Below are 20,018 nucleotides of genomic sequence, written 5' to 3'. Positions count from 1 at the left end.
TTTTTGATTGAATTCTCAAAGGCTTTGTATTTCGATAAGGATTGGAAATGAAAAAGTTAAGTATTGTAGTGCCATGTTACAATGAAGAAGCGACCATTGAGTCCTTTTTAGCGGCAACTAAGCAAGTTGAGGCTTCTATAGCTAGGGAGTTAGTGTTTGACTATCTTTTTGTTAATGATGGTTCCAAAGACCAGACTTTATCCGTTTTGCGACGGGTTTCTAAGCAGTTTGATAACGTCCATTATCTGTCGTTTTCTCGTAATTTTGGAAAGGAAGCAGCTCTGTTAGCTGGCTTGGAAGAGGTAGATGGTGATCTTATCACGGTCATGGATGTCGATTTGCAAGATCCCCCGGAAATGCTAGCAGATATGTACCAAAAGATTAAAGATGGTTATGATGTTGTTGGCACGAGACGGGCAGATCGCAAAGGAGAACCGATAATCCGTTCTTTTTTTGCCAAGACTTTTTATTGGCTAGTCAATAAAATTTCAGATACGGAAATGGTTGATGGTGCGCGTGATTTTCGCTTAATGACTCGCCAAGTTGTTGACAGCATTTTGGAGCTGGGGGAGGTCAATCGCTTCTCCAAAGGCCTCTTTGCTTGGGTAGGTTATGATGTCATTTATCTTCCTTATGAGAATCGCGAGCGTGTAGCCGGTGATACTTCTTGGAATTTTTGGTCCTTACTTAGATATTCGATTGATGGTTTTATCAATTTTTCGGAAGCTCCTTTAAATTTAGCAACTTGGGCAGGGTTGGGCAGCTTTATGCTGTCAATCTTTGCCATTCTGTTTGTTGTTGTTCGCCGTTTGCTCTTTGGTGACCCAGTGAGTGGTTGGGCCTCTACTATATCTGTTATCTTGTTTTTAGGTGGATTGCAGCTTTTGGCACTGGGGATTATTGGGAAATATCTGGCGAAAATCTTTTTAGAAACTAAAAAGCGTCCAGTTTATATCATAAAAGAAAAAGGGTGAAATTCATCCTTTTTTTTGTTAGAATGAAGAGGATGACAAACCGATGCTGGAAGGCTTCGCCTGAGGTTATTTCAGTACCAACGGAAAGGAAATTGTAAATGATTTTAATTACTGGCAGCAAGGGCCAGCTTGGTACAGAGCTGCGCCATTTGCTTGATGAGAGAAACGAAGATTATGTCGCTGTGGATGTCGCTGAAATGGATATTACAGATGCTCATAAAGTTGATGAAGTCTTTGCTCAAGTTAAGCCTACTTTAGTTTATCATTGTGCCGCTTATACGGCTGTCGATGCGGCAGAAGATGATGGTAAGGAATTAGATTATGCTATCAATGTGACGGGGACCGAGAATATTGCTAAAGCAGCATCGAAGCACGATGCTACGCTGGTTTACATCTCGACAGACTATGTTTTCAATGGTGAAAAGCCTGTCGGTCAAGAATGGCTGGAAACAGATGAGACAGATCCGCAGACAGAGTACGGTCGCACTAAGCGCATGGGTGAAGAGGCTGTTGAGAAGCTGCTTGATAAGTATTATATTATCCGTACTGCTTGGGTATTTGGAAATTACGGGAAAAACTTTGTCTTTACTATGCAAAGCTTGGCTAAAACTCGTTCGCGTTTGACAGTTGTGAATGACCAGCATGGACGTCCGACTTGGACTAGAACTTTGGCAGAGTTTATGACCTATCTGACCGAAAATCAAAAGGAGTTTGGCTATTATCATCTGTCAAATGATGCAGCAGAAGATACGACTTGGTACGATTTTGCTAAGGAAATACTTAAGGATACTGGTGTAGAAGTAGTACCAGTTGACTCCAGCCAATTTCCAGCAAAAGCTAAACGTCCGATGAACTCAACGATGAGTTTGGCTAAGGCCAAAGCAACTGGTTTTGTCATTCCGACTTGGCAGGAAGCGTTAAAAGAATTTTACAAGCAGGGGAAAAAATAAAATGAAGCAGACAAGTTGAGGAAAGCTTGTCTGCTTTTTAGATTCCCCTCTTTGGAGTATAGGCGAAAATTGGCCTTGTGTAAGCAATGAAGGACGCTATATTTTTACAGTTATGGGTGAAAAGGTCAGTGATTTTATGATATAATAGAGTGATTGTATTGCTAGAATGGAGTTTTTGTGTATGCAGCATGTTTTTATCATCGGAAGCAGGGGACTGCCTGCCAAATATGGTGGCTTTGAAACCTTTGTGGAAGAATTGGTGAAAAATCGCTTATCAGATAAAATCAGCTACCATGTTGCCTGTCTCAGCGATGAGCTGACGGGTTCCCATTCTACATACATGGGAGTAGATTGCTTTACAGTCAAACCTCCCAAACTTGGTCCAGCACGGGTTATTGCCTATGATATGCAGGCTATCAGCTACGCTTTAAAGCTGATCAAGCAAGAGGAAATCCAGCATCCTATCTTTTATATCTTGGGCAATACTATCGGAGCTTTTATTAGTCCTTTTGCACGACGGATTCATAAAATTGGCGGTCAACTCTTTGTTAATCCCGATGGCTTGGAGTGGAAGCGTTCTAAATGGGCTAAGCCTGTTCAAGCTTACCTCAAATATTCTGAGAAGGTGATGACTAAGAGAGCTGACTTGGTCATTTCGGATAACACGGGGATTGAGAGTTATATTAAGGAGACTTACCCTTGGTCTAAAACGACTTTCATTGCCTATGGAACAGATTTAAGTTCGTCAGGGTTGACAGCCCAGTCTGCTCAAGTTCGAGATTTTTTTGAAACTTGGCAAAGTACTGAAAAAGGCTATTATCTGATTGTTGGGCGCTTTGTCCCAGAGAACAACTACGAAGTGGCTATTCGTGAATTTATGGCATCGCAGACCAAACGAGACCTGATTATTATCTGTAATCATGAAGGCAGCAGCTACTTTGAGGAACTGCGTCAGAAAACAGGTTTTGAGAAAGATGAGCGGATTAAGTTTGTTGGGACAGTTTATAATCGTGCTTTACTGACTTATATTCGCCAAGCAGCTTTTGCCTATATTCATGGGCATGAAGTAGGCGGTACGAATCCTGGATTATTAGAAGCATTGGCCCATACAGACTTAAATTTAGTGCTGGGTGTTGACTTTAATAAAGGTGTTGCTCAAGACACAGCCCTCTATTGGGATAAAAAAGCTGGCGGTCTGGCCCAGTTAATCAATCAAAATGATGAGCAAGAGGATTTCAGTGAGTTGGGGCGAAAAGCTCGTCAGCACATGGAGGAGGCCTATACTTGGCCCAAAATTGTAGGAGAATACGAGGAGCTGTTTTTACATGAAAGTTAACATACTCATGTCCACCTACAATGGTGAGCGTTTTTTGGCTCAGCAGATTGACAGTATTTTAGAGCAGACCTTTTCTGACTGGACGCTGTTGATTCGCGATGATGGTTCCAGTGATCGGACACCAGAGATTATTGCAAATTATGCTCAGAGGGACAGTCGTATCTGCTTTATCAATGCTAAACAGCAAGAGAATCTTGGCGTCATAAAAAACTTTTATACGCTGCTTAACTATGAGGAAGCTGATTATTACTTTTTCTGTGATCAAGATGATATCTGGTTGCCAGAAAAACTAGAGCACTGTCTCGAGGAAGGTCAGCGGCATGATCAGCATCAACCTCTCTTGGTATACACAGATCTTAAGGTGGTTAATCAAAATCTGCAGGTTTTGCATGAAAGCATGATTCGCACACAGTCAGGTCATGCCAATACAGCGCTTTTACAGGAATTAACAGAGAATACTGTAACAGGGGGAACTGCCATGATTAACCATGCAGCAGCCCAACTTTGGCATGAAGATGCTGTTGAATCTATACTCATGCATGATTGGTATTTAGCTCTAATAGCAGCAGCTAAAGGAGAATTGGTCTATTTGGATCAGGCAACCGAACTTTATCGCCAACATGATAGTAATGTCCTAGGGGCGCGGACATGGTCAAAGCGCTTAAAGAATTGGCTGCGGCCCCATAATCTAATTGCTAAATATTGGTGGCTGATTGATGCTAGCCAACGGCAGGCCAAACTTTTGTTGAATTTAGACTTGGCCTTGACTGAACATCAACTGATTGAAGCCTATGTTTATTTGCTCGATCAGCCTTGGCGTCAAAGACGACGTACCCTTAAACAGTATGGTTTTGCTAAAAATAGGCCTTTTCATACATTGGTCTTTAAAACCTTAGTGACAACGAAAATTGGTTATCGCCATTATCAGAAATATGGCTATCAAGCATAGGAGAATATCATGGATTTACTTAGTAAGAAGAATCGTATCCTACTAAAAGAACTCATAAAAACAGACTTTAAGCTGCGTTATCAAGGCAGTGTCATCGGCTACCTCTGGTCAATTTTAAAGCCTTTGTTGCTCTTTATGATCATGTATCTGGTCTTCATTCGCTTCCTGCGTTTAGGGGGAGACGTGCCTCATTTCCCTGTAGCACTTTTGCTGGCTAATGTGGTCTGGTCTTTTTTTACGGAAGCAACTAGCATGGGGATGGTTTCTATCGTGACGCGTGGTGATCTGTTGCGTAAGCTGAATTTTTCAAAATCAATTATTGTCTTATCAGCAGTCTGCGGAGCATTGATTAATTTTGGCATTAACCTGATTGTTGTGCTGATTTTTGCCTTGGTCAATGGTGTTCATATTGGTTGGGATGCTGTCTTTTCCATCCCGCTCTTCCTTGAGCTCTTTATTATGGCTTGGGGGGTAGCTCTGCTTTTGGCGACGCTCTACGTTAAGTTCCGTGATATTGGCCAAATTTGGGAGGTTGTTCTCCAAGCAGGCTTGTATGCGACGCCGATTATTTATCCTCTGACCTTTATTACCAACCAAGGAGTTAAAGGAGTTTTTGCGGGTAAGGTTATCATGCTCAATCCTTTGGCGCAGATGATTCAGGACCTGCGTTATCTCCTGATTGATAAAGCCAATTTGACTATCTGGAATTTAATCAATCACTGGTGGTATTATGCTATTCCTTATGTCTTGCCATTTATCATTTTTGCTATTGGTTTGACAGTTTTTAATCGTAGTTCTAAGAGATTTGCGGAGATTCTATAATGACAGCAGAAAATAATATTGCAGTAAAGGTTGACCATGTCAGCAAATATTTTAAATTACCTGTTGAAGCTTCTAACAGTCTGAGGACGACGATGGTCAATCGTTTTAAAGGAGTTAAGGGTTACAAGGAGCAGCATGTGCTGCGTGACATCAATTTTGAAGTGGAGAAAGGTGATTTCTTTGGAATTGTCGGTCGAAATGGCTCGGGCAAGTCTACGCTTCTAAAAATTATTTCGCAGATTTATGTACCGGAAAAAGGCTCTGTAACTATTGATGGAAAGTTAGTTTCTTTTATCGAATTAGGTGTTGGCTTTAATCCCGAATTGACAGGCCGGGAGAATGTCTATATGAACGGGGCAATGCTAGGCTTTTCGACGGAAGAAGTCGATGCCATGTATGATGATATTGTGGATTTTGCCGAACTCAAAGAGTTCATGAATCAAAAACTCAAGAATTATTCAAGTGGGATGCAGGTTCGCCTAGCCTTCTCAGTTGCTATTAAAGCGCAAGGGGATATCCTTATTCTTGATGAAGTCTTGGCTGTTGGTGATGAAGCCTTCCAGCGCAAGTGTAATGATTATTTTATGGAGCGCAAGGAGAGCGGGAAGACCACAATTCTTGTTACTCATGATATGGCGGCTGTTAATAAGTATTGTAATAAGGCAGTCCTGATTGATGATGGCTTGATTAAGGCGTACGGTGAACCTTTCGCTGTTGCCAATCAATATAGCTTGGATAATTTTAGTGTAGAAATTCCAGAAACGGATGAGGTTACTGCTGAAGAAGTTAAGGAAGCCAAAGTTATTGATAATTTTAGTGCTAAGCTTCTAACCAAGGAAGTCGTATCACCTGATGAAGATATCGAAATTGAGTTTTCTTATGATATTCTAAAAGAAAATTTTGATACCTACATTGCACTGTCATTTGTGGATATTTCTGATGGCATTGGCCTCTATAATGATAATTCATGGAATTATAAATTAACAGGTGTGGGTCATCATAAAATCGTTTATAAGTGTAAGCTACCCTATTTTAATACTGTAAAATTACGAGTTCAAGCGAATGTCCGTGATGAAAATAACCGTGATATAACTGTCTTATCAATGACGAGACCCCCAGTATTTACGGTACGAAGAGAGATTGATGAAACTAATTTTTCTTTGAAAGATTCTTCAACTGGCTTATTGGAGAGACAAGGTGAGTGGGTCAAATAATAACAGTGGGGTTAGAATATGCGAGTACTATTTATTTCACCCGTCGGAGCTTTCTTTAGCGGAGCAGAGGTGGCAGCTGGAAACTTGATGCGTTATTTGCAAATGCAGGGTCATCAAGTTTATAATGTCATTCCTGATAATGGGGAACATGCTGATGATGATTATCTAAAATTTATGGAAGACAATCACATTGAGCTTTTTCAACTTAAAACGAATAAGTGGTGGTGGCCAGAAGCTTATCAGCTTGAACAGACCGATCTTGTCAGTGTTTTTGCTTACCAGCATAAAAATATTTTTCAGATTCGCCAGCTAATAAATAACAAGCAGATTGACCTAGTTATTTCAAACACTGTTAATGTTTTTCAGGGTGCCATGGCTGCAGCATTGGAATCTGTAGTTCATTATCAGATTATTCACGAATTCCCAATTGGTCAGTTTAACTATTATAGGAAAAAAATTGACCTGATTAATCGCTTATCGGATAAAATATTTGTTGTTACAGGGGGGCTTTATCAAGAACTTGGTAAATATTTCCCAGAAGAAAAACTTTTTCCGTTTATCCCCTATTCACAGCTTGATGAATTTCCTCTAAAAAATGTTGAAAAAAGCAGAATAGTTTCAATCGGTGGTATTAGCCAATGGAAAAATCAATTAGAATTAGTTCAAGCCTATGAAAAATTAGCCATTTCCGAGATAGAACTTGTTTTTATTGGTAGTTGGGAACCGGGATATAAGGAAAAGCTAGATAATTATATTTTTGAAAAAGGTCTTACAAATATCACTTTTCTTGGATATCAAAAGTCACCTTTTAGGCTCTTGACAGACAAAGATATATTGGTATTACCTTCTAAAATAGAAACATTTGGGTTGGTATATGTTGAATCTATTCTATCGGCTGTTCCAGCAGTTGTCTCAAATAATTTAGGGCATAAAACGGTTAGTGAGTATTTTGGTACGGGAAATGAATATCCTTTAGGGGATGTTGAGACTCTGGTTGAAAAAATTAACTGGTTGCTTGAAAATTTTGATAGTGAAAAACAGCTTGCTTTGGAATTAAGTCACAGAGCTAGAGAACTTTATACTCTGGAAAAAACATCTCAAATTTTTCTTGATAATCTTGATAAAATGGAGAGTGCTCACCCCGAATCGAGAGAAGCTTTCAAAGCTTTAAATTATTTTCTTGGTTGGGATTTGGCTTTCCCCCTATTAGAGAGTATTTCTAATCAAAAGGTAACTGTATATCACAGTAATGAACAGCCTTATTATAAAAAGGAAACTTATGAAATTAAGACTAAGGATGAATTGGTCATTGAAGTTGGCCTAGCTGACTTTATTAGAATTGATTTGACAGAGGAAGCTGGTCTTTATAATGAAGCCACAATGATTGATCAGGTGACTGGTAAAGTATTAGAACCTGTTCATTCTAATGCTTTCAGACTAAGGGATAAGTTTTTGTTTTTAGAGAGAGATCCTCAACTGGTTTATGATACATCAGTGTTGCATCATCACAATCTCACCTTTTCGTATGCAAAAGGGGAGTTCAGCGAGTTAGCTGAGAATGTTCAAGAATACATAGATGATAAATTAGAGCTTTCTCGCTTGATAGATATTGAAGCTAAATATCAGGACTTAGAGCGTGAATACAGTGCAGTCGTCCATTCTCGCCGTTGGACTATTCCAACTAAAATCATCAATTTCTTTAGGAGAAAATAAAACATGAAGCGTTTGCTTTTATATGTGCATTTTAATAAATATAATCGTCTGAGTTCGCATGTGCATTATCAATTGCGACAGTTGCGTTCTCTCTACAGTAAGGTTATTTTTATCTCTAACAGCTCTTTTAATGAGGCAGACGAAGCTAGATTGCGTCAGGAAGGACTGATTGATGATTTTATTCAGAGGCAAAATAGTGGCTTTGATTTTGCTGCTTGGCGTGATGGTATGGCAGCTGTTGGTTGGGATAAGCTGGCTGATTACGACTCAGTTACAACGATGAACGATACCTGTTTTGGTCCTTTGTGGGATTTACAGCCCATTTATGAACGGTTTGAAACGGATGAACAGGTAGATTTCTGGGGACTAACCAATCATCGAAAGACTAAGAGTTTTCCTGAGCATATCCAGAGCTACTTTATTAGTTTCAGTCAAAAGGTAGTTACTTCATCAGCTTTTCTGGATTTCTGGCAAGGAATTCAAGATTTTACAGATGTCCAAGAAGTTATCGGCCACTATGAAACACGGGTGACAACAGCGCTAACCGATGTAGGATTCAAGTATTCTGCTGTTTTCAATACGATTGAGATCCCTACAGAAGGCATGCTGCATCCTGACTTTAGCTACTATAATCCGACGGCTATTCTTAATGCTAGGGTTCCATTTGTTAAGGTTAAAACGATTGATGCTAACCAGCATATCGGCCCTTATCTCCTCAACCAGATTAGGGAGTTTTCTAATTATCCTATCGATCTGATTGTTAGTCACATGACCAATATCAGTCAGCCCGATCTGCCATATTTATTAGCCTATAAGTATCTTGAGCAGCCCGATATGAATACTCAGCTGTTCTCTCAAGGCAAGGTGGCTGTTCATCTGCATGTTTTTTATGTGGATCTTTTACAAGAATTTTTGGATGCCTTTCAGGCCTTCCACTTTACCTACGATCTCTTTATCACAACGGATAAGGAAGAGAAGCAGGCTGAGATTCGGACAATATTGGAGCAGAATCGAGTTCCAGCTCAAATCTTTGTGACCGGCAATATTGGCCGTGATGTTCTACCAATGTTAAAATTGAAAGAACAACTCAAGGAATATGACTATATTGGTCATTTTCACACCAAGAAATCCAAAGAAGCAGACTACTGGGCTGGTCAATCGTGGCGGCAAGAATTAATTGAGATGTTGGTTAAGCCAGCGGATAAAATTCTGACTCAAATGGCTAGTAATGAGCGTTTAGGCTTGGTGATTGCGGACATGCCAACCTTCTTTAGGCTCAATAAAATTGTCGTGGCCTGGAATGAACATTTAATCGCTCCTGAGATGGAGGAGCTTTGGACAAAGATGGGGCTGCATAAGGCCATTGATTTCAAAATGATGGATACTTTTGTCATGAGCTATGGTACATATGCCTGGTTTAGATACGATGCGCTTAAGCCCCTCTTTGATTTGGGGTTAACGGATGAAGATATCCCGGCAGAACCCCTGCCGCAAAATTCGATCCTTCATGCTATTGAGCGTTTATTGATTTACATTGCTTGGGATGGCCACTATGATTACCGTATCTCACAAAATCCGATTACTATGACGCCTTTTATTGAGAACAAGATGCTCAATACACGTGCCAACAGTAGTCCAAATACTTATGTTGATTTTACCTATATGGGAGGAATTAAGGGAGCTTTGAAGTATATTATCATCGGACCGGCTCGAGCGGTGAAGTATATTGTGAAGCGGCTTTTAAAAAAGTAAACTATGAGAAAAATTATTAAAGATATAGATTGGTACAAAATTTTGCACATCGTGCTTATTTGCCTTTTTGTCTTTTGTATCAGTTTCTTCTTAGTCAATCAGCAGCTGTTGCAGGGGCATCGTGCTGATAGGCTGCTGAAGGCTTTTAGGGCATCCAGTACTCTCAATGATGCTCTGTACGGGATCTCTATACTTGGCTTAGCCGTCTATGTCAGTCGAGGGTTGAAATGGCGGTTTTGGTTGCAGTATGGCCTTGGCTACCTAGGTTATCTCTTTATCTCTTATTTTTTATTGGTAACGAGAAATCTGAATAATGGTAAATTTAAGTGGGAACGATTCGGTCACAATGATTTCTTTCAGTCTAAAACTCTGTTGACTGTTTTAGGTATCTTAGTTTTAGCAGGAGCCATTCGGTTCTTATCGGATAAATTGCGTGAGAACCATAAGAAGAATCAATCTAAGCATTCAAAATTAGAAGATAGTCTGCTTAGTCTGGACAAACCCTTGAAACATTATAAGAGTTATCAGCTGCCTGTATTTACTTTTCTGGGGATGGCTATTGTCAATGATCATTTAGCTATCGCTGCTATGAAACCGTCTCTTTTAAATCTCATTAAAAAAGCAGATCTTTCTGACTATGCTTGGGCTATGGGAGCAAGTTTGGCTATCTGCTTGGCATTGTATTCGACCTTGTGCTTTGTAGTTGCTAGGGGGATCGCCGATGCTATGAAAAAAAGGGCGTCTATCTCATTAGCAGTAGCAACAAGTTTTTTGCTAGCGATTATCTTTAACTATATTTTTCAGGCGACTATCAAGGCAGATGGACCGATACTAGGCCGGTATATTTTCCCAGGAGCTAGTGTCTACCAAATTTTGGTTTTAGCTCTGGTCAATGTTGTCTTTTATATGGTGGTTAACCGCTACCTGATTGCGACAACAACCTTGATTGCTGTGGGTTCCTTGCTATCTGTTGCTAATAGTATTAAATTCAGTATGCGTAATGAACCAGTTTTATTCAGTGATTTAAGCTGGCTCAAAGATGTTGGACTCTTGCTCTCCTATGTCAATGCGACAGCAATTTTAATTGCTGTTCTAGCTATTGTGGCCTTAGCGGGCCTGACCTATTTTTTATGGAAACTCTTATCATTTAAAGATATTATCCATTCGAACTGGCGTCTAAGGGTGGCAGTTTCAATCCCTATCTTAGTACTCTTTACCACGGTGGTTACGATTTTTGGCCAACAGGATAATGGGAAGATTGCAGACGATATTCCCGTTCTATCTCGCCTTAACAATACAGAAAATATTGAGTGGATGGGACAGTCTGTGGTGGCAAGGGAGCGCTCCTTAATGTTTGTTTGGACTAAGCAGCTGACTTCCTCTAAGATGGAAAGACCCTCAGGTTACAGCAAAGATACTATGGAGAAACTTGCTCAAGAATATACTCAAAAAGCTGATGTTATCAACAAAGGCCGAAAAGGTAGTATTTCGGATCAGACAGTCATCTTTGTTTTGAGTGAGAGTTTTGCGGATCCTAGTCGTTTATCAGATGTTAGCCTTAATCGTGATCCTATTCCGTATATCAAATCTATTAAGAAAAGTTCAACAAGCGGTTTAATGAAGGCCGATGCTTACGGTGGTGGTACAGCCAATATGGAGTTTCAGTCATTGACCGGATTGCCGATGTATAATTTATCATCATCTATTTCGACGCTTTATACTGAAGTTGTTCCTGAAATGAAGCGACTGCCTTCAATTAGTGATTCCTTTGAGTCAAAAAATAAGATTGCCATCCACTTGGGTGATGCTAATACTTACTCACGTAAATCAGTATACCGTCGCCTCGGTTTTGATAAATTTATCGCAGCTGATGGTGGAACACAAAAAGCCAAGCATTTGGGAACTATTGGGGTATATCCAAGCGATGAAAACACTTATCAAACTATTATGGATAATATTGACCAATCTCAAAGCCAGTTTTTCTCAGTAATGACCTATCAGAACCATACACCTTGGAATTATACAGATAAAACACCATACGGTGGATCTGGTAAAGGATTTGATCCAGCTGAGAATAGTTATACAAATAATTATGCTAAGTTGTTAAATAAGACAGATCAAGCAACCAAAGACTGGTTAGGACAATTATCTAAATTAGATAAAAAAGTAACCGTTGTTTTTTATGGGGATCATTTGCCAGGTTTCTACCCAGATAGCACTTTTAAGGACAAACCAGAGACTCAATATCAGACGGATTACTTTATCTGGAGTAATTATCCAACTCATAAGCAGAACCATCCTTACGTCAACTCTAGTGATTTTCCAGCAGAGTTATTATTAACAACATCAACTAAGGTGTCTCCTTATCAGGCCTTGTTAACAGAAGTGATGGATAATGCTAGTATTAATAAAAAACATACAACCAAGAAGCAGAAGAAAATAGCACATGATCTGAAATTGATCGAATACGACTTGATTTCTGGTAAGGGTTATATAGCTTCAAATGATAAGTTCTTTAAAATAAAGGGAGAGAAGTAGCGTGAAAAAATTTTATTTGCCAGTATACTATAGTCTTACGAGTTTACTCTTCACTCTGCAGTCCATTGTTTATATTAATGATGCGGGAGATCAGCTAAGTTTTGCCCGTTTGTCTGAGCGTTATGGTTTCTTTGAGTTTGCTTTTCATCGCTACCAAGTGTGGTCTAGCCGTCTCTTAATTGAGTCTGTCACCATGTTTATGTCATCACATTATCTGATTTTTGATATTACGATGCTGGTCGCTGTGGCGGTATTCTTCCATTGCTTTAATGGTATTTTCTTAAGTGATGATAAATATTGGGGACTTCGTTTTATTATTCCAGCACTGTTTTTATTGGTATTTCCAAGTATCTTTTTTACCAGTGCAGGCTTAATTGCGACAGTGACTAACTACCTTTTCCCAATGATTGCCTTTGTGGTAGCATGGTATTGCCTTGAGCAAAAGGAGCTAAAATGGTTGCTTATATCACTGCCCTTTATGATATTTGCCTGTATGCAAGAGCAGTTTACGATTTTTGCACTGATTATTTTTGCTTTCTTATTGCTTAAAAATTGGTTTATTAATAAAGAGGTGAGTGTTTATTATCTATCAGCGATAGTAATTGCTTTTGCAGGGACAATTTCCGCTTTAGTAGCACCAGGCTCTGCTCGCCGTACAATGATTGAGTCTAAAACTTGGTATCCTGGTTTTGACAAGTTATCTTTAGTTGTTAAAGTAGCTAAGGGCTATATGGAGACGAATCGTGTTTTATTTGTTACCTCAGAGCTAACGATTATTTATTTACTGCTCATAGCTGCTCTCGTTTTGGCTTTGCTTAAGCGGCGGTATGTTTCATCAGTTATGTCAGGCGCAGTTCTTTATACAATTTTAACGAATAGGCTGGGAAGCACGAGTCTGCTAACGGCTGTACAAAAGGTCAATGATTTCCAAAATCAGCAACCCGTCACTGAATTTAGCTTTAAAGCAAATCTTTATCCACTAACTTTATATACAATTTTGTTAGCGGTGGTAGCTATTTCAGTGTTCTTGATATTTGAAGATCTCTGGCAGGCTGGAACAGCCGTAGTAGTTTTGGCAGTTGGCTACGCTGCTCGGATGACAGTGTCGTTATCACCGACAATTTATGCTTCGGAACTACGGACATATACACCATTAATTTTTGCTGGGCTTATTATAGTAATTATGGTGTGTCAAGAACTCTTTAATACCATAAATCATAAGTCAGCTGTTTGACGGTGCACTGTGGCACTGCTTTTGAAACTTTAGTGCTGTATTCCCTTCCTTTAGGAGATTAGTATGAAAATTCTTTTTTTTCTAGGGCAAAAAACTATATTATTGTGGTCATTTTTTATCTTTACAATACTCACTATAACCAGCCTCATTATTAGAACAAATATGCCTATGGATGGCTCTGAGTTGTCTCATATGAGGTATAATGAGCCCTTATTTTTTGCTTATCTTAGCTTTTTGTTACTCTTTTTTGTCTTTTTTGTTCATATAGCTGATTATATTAAGGATTCATATCTTTTTGTAGCAGGCAGTGTTATCTATATTGTTTTAGGAATATATCTGATGTTGCACCAAAACGATATGCTGCGTCACGACTCTGTAGCGGTACTAGAGGCTGCGAAGGCTCTAAATCGTGGAGATTATTCCCTGTTGACCTCTGTCTTTGGATATTTGCATAAGTATCCCCATCAGTTGGGTCTTGTTAGTTTTGAACGCTTTATCTTAGCTATCTTTGGAGAGAAGAATGTAAAAATCTTTTTTACTATTAATTTAATTATGGCAATCGGTGATAATTTTTTTCTTTGGCGCATCACACAACGTGCCTTTAAAAATCCAACGGTTTCTAAGCTCATTATACTTTTATCTTTTCTCTTTTTACCTCAGCTTTTCTTTATTTTATTTGTCTATGGTTTGACTTATGGTTTATTTTTTGCTTTGGCAGGTTTGTTCTATTTTCAAATTTATCTGGAAAATAGAAATTGGATACCACTGATTTTGACTATTGTATTTTTTACTTTGTCAAATATTGTTCGCAACAATTATATAATTTTGGCTTTATCTATTCTAATTGTTCTTGCATTAGATTGGTTAGTACATAAACCTAAAAAGAATTTTATTTTAGCACTTGGTCTGCTAGTATCTGTGGTATCGGTTAACCGTCTTATTTTAACTTATTATCAACAGGCAGCAGCAGTCTCTAAACTTGAAGGAGAGCCAAAAATCGCTTGGGTGGCTATGGGACTAAATGACAATGCAGCTATCTATAATCGCGTTGCGGGTTGGTATGATGCCTATGTTGAACATGTCTATAATAAATACAATGGTAATTCAGACAAAATAGAGGTAGCAAGTCGAAAACAAATAGCACATCGCTTAGATTATATGAAGACTAATCCTAGATATGCTGTGACTTTTTTTAAGAATAAATTCGTCTCTATGTGGACGGATAGCTTATTTGAGTCTATATGGTCAGGACCTGCTACAAAACTTTCGATTGAAAATCAGAAAATTTCAGGAAATTTGATGTCTGACATTTATGAAGGAGGATGGGCTTATGAAATTTCTTATTACTTTTCTGCTCTTCTACTTGTTATAATTTATGGTTCTGTTTTGCCCGTTATTGTCCTACAGTGGCGCCAACGTCAAACAAGCAATTTATTTTTACTAATTCCTCTTTTGTACTTATCAGGTGGCTTGATATTCCATTTACTATGGGAAGCGAAGAGTCAGTATATTTATCCTTATGTTTATTTACTACTGCCGCTGACTGCTTACGGGCTATATGCATTATCTATAAAGGTAAAGAACCAGAGATGTGTTGGACGTCATAGGCATTAAAAACAGTGCTACTTTGATATTGCTGATGGGGATATGGTATACTAGAGACGTTAGAATTACCGTAGGAGAAAATTGAATGGTACAAAAATTATCTGTTGTTGTACCTTGTTACAACGAAGAAGAAACGATTTTACCCTTCTTGGCAGAAAGCCAAAAGATTGAGGAAGTTCTAGCGGCGGAGCTAGAATTTGAATATATCTTTGTTAATGATGGTTCTAGAGATGATACGCTGCAGGTTCTAAGAGAAGTGGCGGCTAGTTATGCTAATGTTCATTATGTCTCATTTTCCCGTAATTTTGGAAAAGAGGCTGGTCTTTTAGCTGGTCTTGAAGAAGCGAGTGGTGATCTTATTACTGTCATGGATGCTGATTTACAAGACCCCCCTGAGTTACTTGTTGAGATGTATGATAAGATAAAAGAAGGGTGTGATGTTGTTGGCACGAGACGGGCAGATCGTAAGGGAGAGCCTGTCATCCGGTCCTTCTTTGCTAAAACCTTTTATCGTATTATCAATAGAATTTCAGATACGGAAATGGTTGACGGTGCCCGTGATTTTCGTTTAATGACGCGTCAGGTTGTCGATAGTATTTTAGAGCTCCAAGAAGTCAATCGCTTCTCCAAAGGTCTCTTTTCATGGGTTGGCTATAATGTTGCTTATATTAGTTATGAAAACCGGGAACGTGTAGCAGGTGAAACATCTTGGAATTTTTGGAGTCTTTTAAAATATTCTATGGATGGCTTCATTAACTTTTCTGAGGCACCGCTTAATTTATCGGTATGGGCTGGTGCTATATCATTTTTCACTTCTCTTATTGGGATTTTAGCTGTTATTATAAGAAAATTAGCCTTCGGTGGCAGTGTCTCTGGTTGGGCTTCAACGATTTGCATTATACTCTTTATTGGTGGCCTTCAACTGTTAGCATTGGGGATTATTGGTAAATATATTGCTAAAATATTTGTTGAAACAAAACGAAGGCCTACCTATATTATTAAAGAACGTGATAAATAAAAAACAGGAGTTTTACATGGTACTGCACCCCAATGATGGGACGGTAGAAAAATACTTTTTAGGTGACTCGTTTTCTGTAATCTACAGGAGACTGGTTGTTTAATCTCTGTTGAATTCTAACTTCATTATAAAATGTGATGTAGTTTTTGACAATATCTGTTAGACTATCTTTAGTTAAGTTTCTCCAGTTATGGAGATAGAAGGTTTCAGACTTTAGAACGGAATGGAACCATTCGATACAGGCATTATCCGCTGGTGTCCCTTTTCTGGACATGGAGCGGGTGATGTCTTTTTCTGTATAAGCCTGATCATAAGCCTTTGAGGTGTAAACAGACCCTTGATCACTGTGCAAGAGTGCTCCTTGAGGCAGCTTCAGTTGGTTCAAAGTGTATAACACAAAGTCCGTATCTTGGCAATCTGAGATGGTATAAGCTACAATTTCACGATTGTAGAGGTCCATGATGGAGGACAGGTAGAGCTTACAATTTCCAAAGTAGAGGTAGGTAATGTCTGTCACCAGCTCCTCCAATGGTTTTTCTGCTTGAAAGTCACGGTTGAGTTTGTTCTCTGTCACATAGTAAGGCTTTCCTAGATTTAGCGCCTTCTTGGGACGTGCACGACAGAGCCAGCCATTCTCCTTCATGATACGATAGACCTTCTTACAATTGACAACGAGACCATAAATTTTCTTGAGTAATCGGGTGATGGTTCGATAGCCGTAGATAAACTGATTTTCCATGCAGAGCTGCTCAATCTTCTCCACAACCTCTCCACAACTTTATCTCGTTTCTTAGGTCTCTCACCTTCTGCTTTCCAACGGTAGAAAGTTGAGCGTTTGACGCCGAAACACTCCAGAATGACTGAGACTGGATGGATTTTCTTATACTCTTCCACCAGCTTGATAAGACTTACTTTGTCGATGGCCTTATCAAGCGTCGATACTTTTTTAAGAGTTCTACCTGCAGGCGTAGTTGTTCTATTTCTGGTAATTGTGCCATCCCTTTCCCGTAGGTATATTGTTTCCCGACAGGTTGATGGAAACGGTGCAGTTCATCATTCCGATACCAGCGCCACCAGGTCTTTGCCTGACTAACATTTTTGATCCCCAAGGTTTCCATGATAGCCTTATTGGACTTGCCTGCCTTCTTCATCTCGATACAGGCTAACTTAGTTTCTAACGAATACGCTTTTTTGACCATAACAAAAACACTCCTGTTTCTAGTTTACTAGATTTCAATAGGAGCGTTTTTCTTGTGTCTCATTTTATGGGGCTAGTACCATACCAAGAAACTCTTTTTTTTACAATTCAAGATAATTTTCTGACATTCTGAGATTTTTTAAGTCTTTTTTAAGCGGGGGGGGGGGAGTATACTATACCCGCACTGCGCAGTGCTAATACAGTATTTCTAAGTTATGTTATGATTAATTAACTTTGCTGGTTTACCTTTTATCAGATTGATTTATACTTTTTTTCATTCTTTTGTTATTGGTTTACGAATAACTGATATAGAGGAGCTTTTCTTCTCTGGGGCATGGGGCAAAGTTTTTTTTTGAGTCCATATATAATCAAAATGGGTTTCTAGGGAAATTAGATTGGTTTTATGTGTCAAAAAAAGCATAATACTCCTCGTGGCAACAATTAGCTTGATTAGGTTGTAAGCTATTTTATTGGCTGAAAACTTAATTTTATGAGGAGATGGTGTATGAATTATTAACCATAGAACAGTAGAGAAACTAGTTTAGAAATTTTATTTTAGTATGTAAAAGGAGATATTATGACAAGTTATCAGAAGAAACAGCGTAAGCATCAATTAAAGAAAACTGCTTATTTCAATCGCTTAGCTCTAGCAGGTTTAACAACTGTAGCAGTTGGAGCTGTAGCTATGTCAACTGGTGCACAGGCTCAAGCTGATGAAACTAAAGAAACTATTTCACAGGTAGCGGCAACAAGGGATGTTAATACTACTGATGCAGGGGAAACAGTTGAAGCTGTAGAAGCAGCACCAACTTCTGATCCCACAGGAGATAGTGGGCAATCAGAGGTGGTTACTTCAGAAACCTCTATTGAAAATACCCAGCCTGTCGCTAGTCAATCAGATATTAACTCGCAAGAAGCCGTGAATACCACAACTTCTGGTGGTGTTGCCTCTTCATTACAAACACAAAATGGTAGTACTTCTCAGAATTCAGCAACAGCCAGTTCAACAGACTATGTCGTGAACGAGGCAGTGGCTGATACAAAAAATTCTGATGCTGTTAAACGGGCAACAGTTGGTAAGGTAGCAACTGCGGCAGCTGATTCTACTTACACACGTCCAGTTGAAGGGCCAATATCTGCTGGTTTTGAAGGATATCCAGGACATGGCGGTATTGATTACGCCGTTCCTGAAGGTACCCCAGTACATGCTGCTAGAGATGGAGTTGTAAAAATTGCTGGCTCTGGTCACTCGTGGATGGGATGGCAGGCTGGTAATGCCGTTTTGCTCCAGCATGCTGATGGCATGCATACAGGTTATGCGCATTTATCACAAATTATTGTTTCCGTTGGTGAACAAGTGAGACAAGGACAAGTTATTGGTTATTCAGGAAGTACAGGACTTGTGACGGGACCTCACCTGCATTTTGAAATATTACCAGCTAATCCAGATTTTCAAAATGGGCATTCCGGCCGGATTGATCCAACGCCTTATATCTTGAATGCACCGTTTAAAGGAGAACCAACCCCAACAATTAATAGCTATAATGTTGAACAGCTTGCTTCTGAAATAGGTCAGAGTATCTCTGATGGAGATTACCACATTGTTTCTACTGCTAATCCAGCTTATGGATTGGATGCTGCAGGGCAAGGGACAGCTAATGAAACTAACATCCAATTGAATGAGAATGCTACTGATAATAATCAAGTGTTCACAGTAACTTATTTAGGAAATGGTTATTATAAATTAGTCCATAAATATTCTAATAAGGCACTTGATGTGGCACATGGTGATAGCAACAATGGCGCTAATGTTCAGCTATTTGATTATCATGATAGTGCTAATCAGCACTGGATTATAAAGCCTAGTAGAGATTTCAACTCTTTTGAGATTGTTTCGGCTCAAAATGGTTTGAATTTAGATATAACTGGTATAAATATTGCCAATGGAACTAATATTGAATTATTTGAAAATACCGGTAGTCAAGCGCAGCAATTCAGATTTATTGCAGTTGATAAAGATGCTAAACGAACAATTGCTGATGGTGATTATCATATTGCTTCGGCCCTAGATGAAAATATGGTACTAGACATTCCTAATTATTCAGAAGAAGACGGTGCCACTATTCAAATTTTTCCAAATAAGAATAGTGAAAATGACAATCAGGTTTTCACTGTAAAATATTTAGAAAATGGCTATTATTCTATTGCAGCTAAAAATACTGGTAAAGTAATTGATAGTGATCACAACGGGGCATTTAATGGAACAAATGTTTTAATGTTCACGCCTAATGGTCAAGAAAATCAACAATGGATTATAAAACCAAGTAATTTTGATAACTTCTTTGAAATTGTTGCCAAAAACAAGAATCAAGTTTTAGATGTTACAGGTGGCGTTGCTAATCCAGAGACGAAAATAGAGTTGTACATCCGAAATGGAGGAGAAGGACAAGCTTGGAAGTTTGTACCTGTAAAAAAAGATTAGTATAAACAATGTGAAGCAATAGATCGTACTATGAAAGAATGCTTGATCTGCTTCGCAGAAAATCCGGCATCTCCTTAGGGAGTTGTCGGATTTTTAGGTACGACAAGCATGTTGTACCTCTGAGGTGAAAGTCCTCTGTGGGCACCCGCTACCGGTGAACCCAATAGCGATTCCCAAGCCTGACTATCGTGAGGTAGCGGGGAGAGGAAGGGATAGCGAAATCGTGGCTCTAC

The 20,018-nt window shown here is 39.0% G+C and carries 13 protein-coding genes and 1 pseudogene; 13 read left to right on the top strand and 1 reads right to left on the bottom strand.

The features are described 5' to 3' along the window. The first annotated feature begins 47 nt into the window (after window positions 1–47). The 12 genes from ACVR1G_RS06385 (at window position 48) to ACVR1G_RS06330 (ending at window position 16,105) form a co-directional block, all read left to right on the top strand. On the top strand, window positions 48–974 hold the full coding sequence (locus ACVR1G_RS06385; protein ID WP_447452360.1) for a glycosyltransferase family 2 protein: 927 nt from the start codon (window positions 48–50) through the stop codon (window positions 972–974). A gap of 98 nt (window positions 975–1,072) precedes the next feature. Further along, on the top strand, window positions 1,073–1,924 hold the full coding sequence (gene rfbD / locus ACVR1G_RS06380; RefSeq protein WP_447452359.1) for a dTDP-4-dehydrorhamnose reductase: 852 nt from the start codon (window positions 1,073–1,075) through the stop codon (window positions 1,922–1,924). A gap of 181 nt (window positions 1,925–2,105) precedes the next feature. Beyond that, on the top strand, window positions 2,106–3,260 hold the full coding sequence (gene cps2T / locus ACVR1G_RS06375; protein WP_447452358.1) for a beta 1-4 rhamnosyltransferase Cps2T: 1,155 nt from the start codon (window positions 2,106–2,108) through the stop codon (window positions 3,258–3,260). Further along, window positions 3,250–4,209: a glycosyltransferase family 2 protein gene (locus ACVR1G_RS06370; RefSeq protein WP_447452357.1), complete on the top strand. Its 960-nt coding sequence runs from the start codon at window positions 3,250–3,252 to the stop codon at window positions 4,207–4,209. Before cps2T ends, ACVR1G_RS06370 begins: the two co-directional genes overlap by 11 nt. A gap of 9 nt (window positions 4,210–4,218) precedes the next feature. Next, window positions 4,219–5,031, top strand: coding sequence for an ABC transporter permease (locus ACVR1G_RS06365; protein WP_447452356.1), 813 nt, complete (start codon window positions 4,219–4,221; stop codon window positions 5,029–5,031). After that, window positions 5,031–6,245, top strand: a complete 1,215-nt coding sequence (locus ACVR1G_RS06360; RefSeq protein ID WP_447452355.1) for an ABC transporter ATP-binding protein — start codon at window positions 5,031–5,033, stop codon at window positions 6,243–6,245. Before ACVR1G_RS06365 ends, ACVR1G_RS06360 begins: the two co-directional genes overlap by 1 nt. Before the next feature lie 18 nt (window positions 6,246–6,263). After that, window positions 6,264–7,958 carry a glycosyltransferase family 4 protein gene (locus ACVR1G_RS06355; RefSeq protein ID WP_447452354.1) on the top strand — a complete coding sequence of 565 codons (1,695 nt, stop codon included), beginning with the start codon at window positions 6,264–6,266 and terminating at the stop codon, window positions 7,956–7,958. A 3-nt stretch (window positions 7,959–7,961) separates the two neighbouring features. Beyond that, entirely contained in the window at window positions 7,962–9,710 is a 1,749-nt protein-coding gene (locus ACVR1G_RS06350) for a rhamnan synthesis F family protein (protein WP_447452353.1), read from the top strand. A 3-nt stretch (window positions 9,711–9,713) separates the two neighbouring features. Continuing rightward, window positions 9,714–12,248, top strand: coding sequence for an LTA synthase family protein (locus ACVR1G_RS06345; RefSeq protein ID WP_447452352.1), 2,535 nt, complete (start codon window positions 9,714–9,716; stop codon window positions 12,246–12,248). A gap of 1 nt (window position 12,249) precedes the next feature. Next, window positions 12,250–13,482, top strand: coding sequence for a hypothetical protein (locus ACVR1G_RS06340; protein ID WP_447452351.1), 1,233 nt, complete (start codon window positions 12,250–12,252; stop codon window positions 13,480–13,482). A 63-nt stretch (window positions 13,483–13,545) separates the two neighbouring features. After that, entirely contained in the window at window positions 13,546–15,096 is a 1,551-nt protein-coding gene (locus ACVR1G_RS06335; protein ID WP_447452350.1) for a hypothetical protein, read from the top strand. Window positions 15,097–15,172: 76 nt separating this feature from the next. Further along, window positions 15,173–16,105 carry a glycosyltransferase family 2 protein gene (locus ACVR1G_RS06330; RefSeq protein WP_447452349.1) on the top strand — a complete coding sequence of 311 codons (933 nt, stop codon included), beginning with the start codon at window positions 15,173–15,175 and terminating at the stop codon, window positions 16,103–16,105. 58 nt (window positions 16,106–16,163) lie between these two features. On the opposite strand, the pseudogene ACVR1G_RS06325 reads toward ACVR1G_RS06330, so the two are convergent. Further along, window positions 16,164–17,304, bottom strand: a pseudogene (locus ACVR1G_RS06325) (IS3 family transposase). Window positions 17,305–17,880: 576 nt separating this feature from the next. Between ACVR1G_RS06325 and ACVR1G_RS06320 the strand changes: the two are divergent. Next, window positions 17,881–19,785, top strand: coding sequence for an RICIN domain-containing protein (locus ACVR1G_RS06320; RefSeq protein ID WP_447452348.1), 1,905 nt, complete (start codon window positions 17,881–17,883; stop codon window positions 19,783–19,785). The last annotated feature ends 233 nt before the right edge of the window (window positions 19,786–20,018 follow it).

The organism is Streptococcus dentasini (assembly GCF_053206945.1).
The sequence above is the reverse complement of the archived record's forward strand: the minus strand, read 5'-3'. Positions and strand labels throughout refer to the sequence as shown.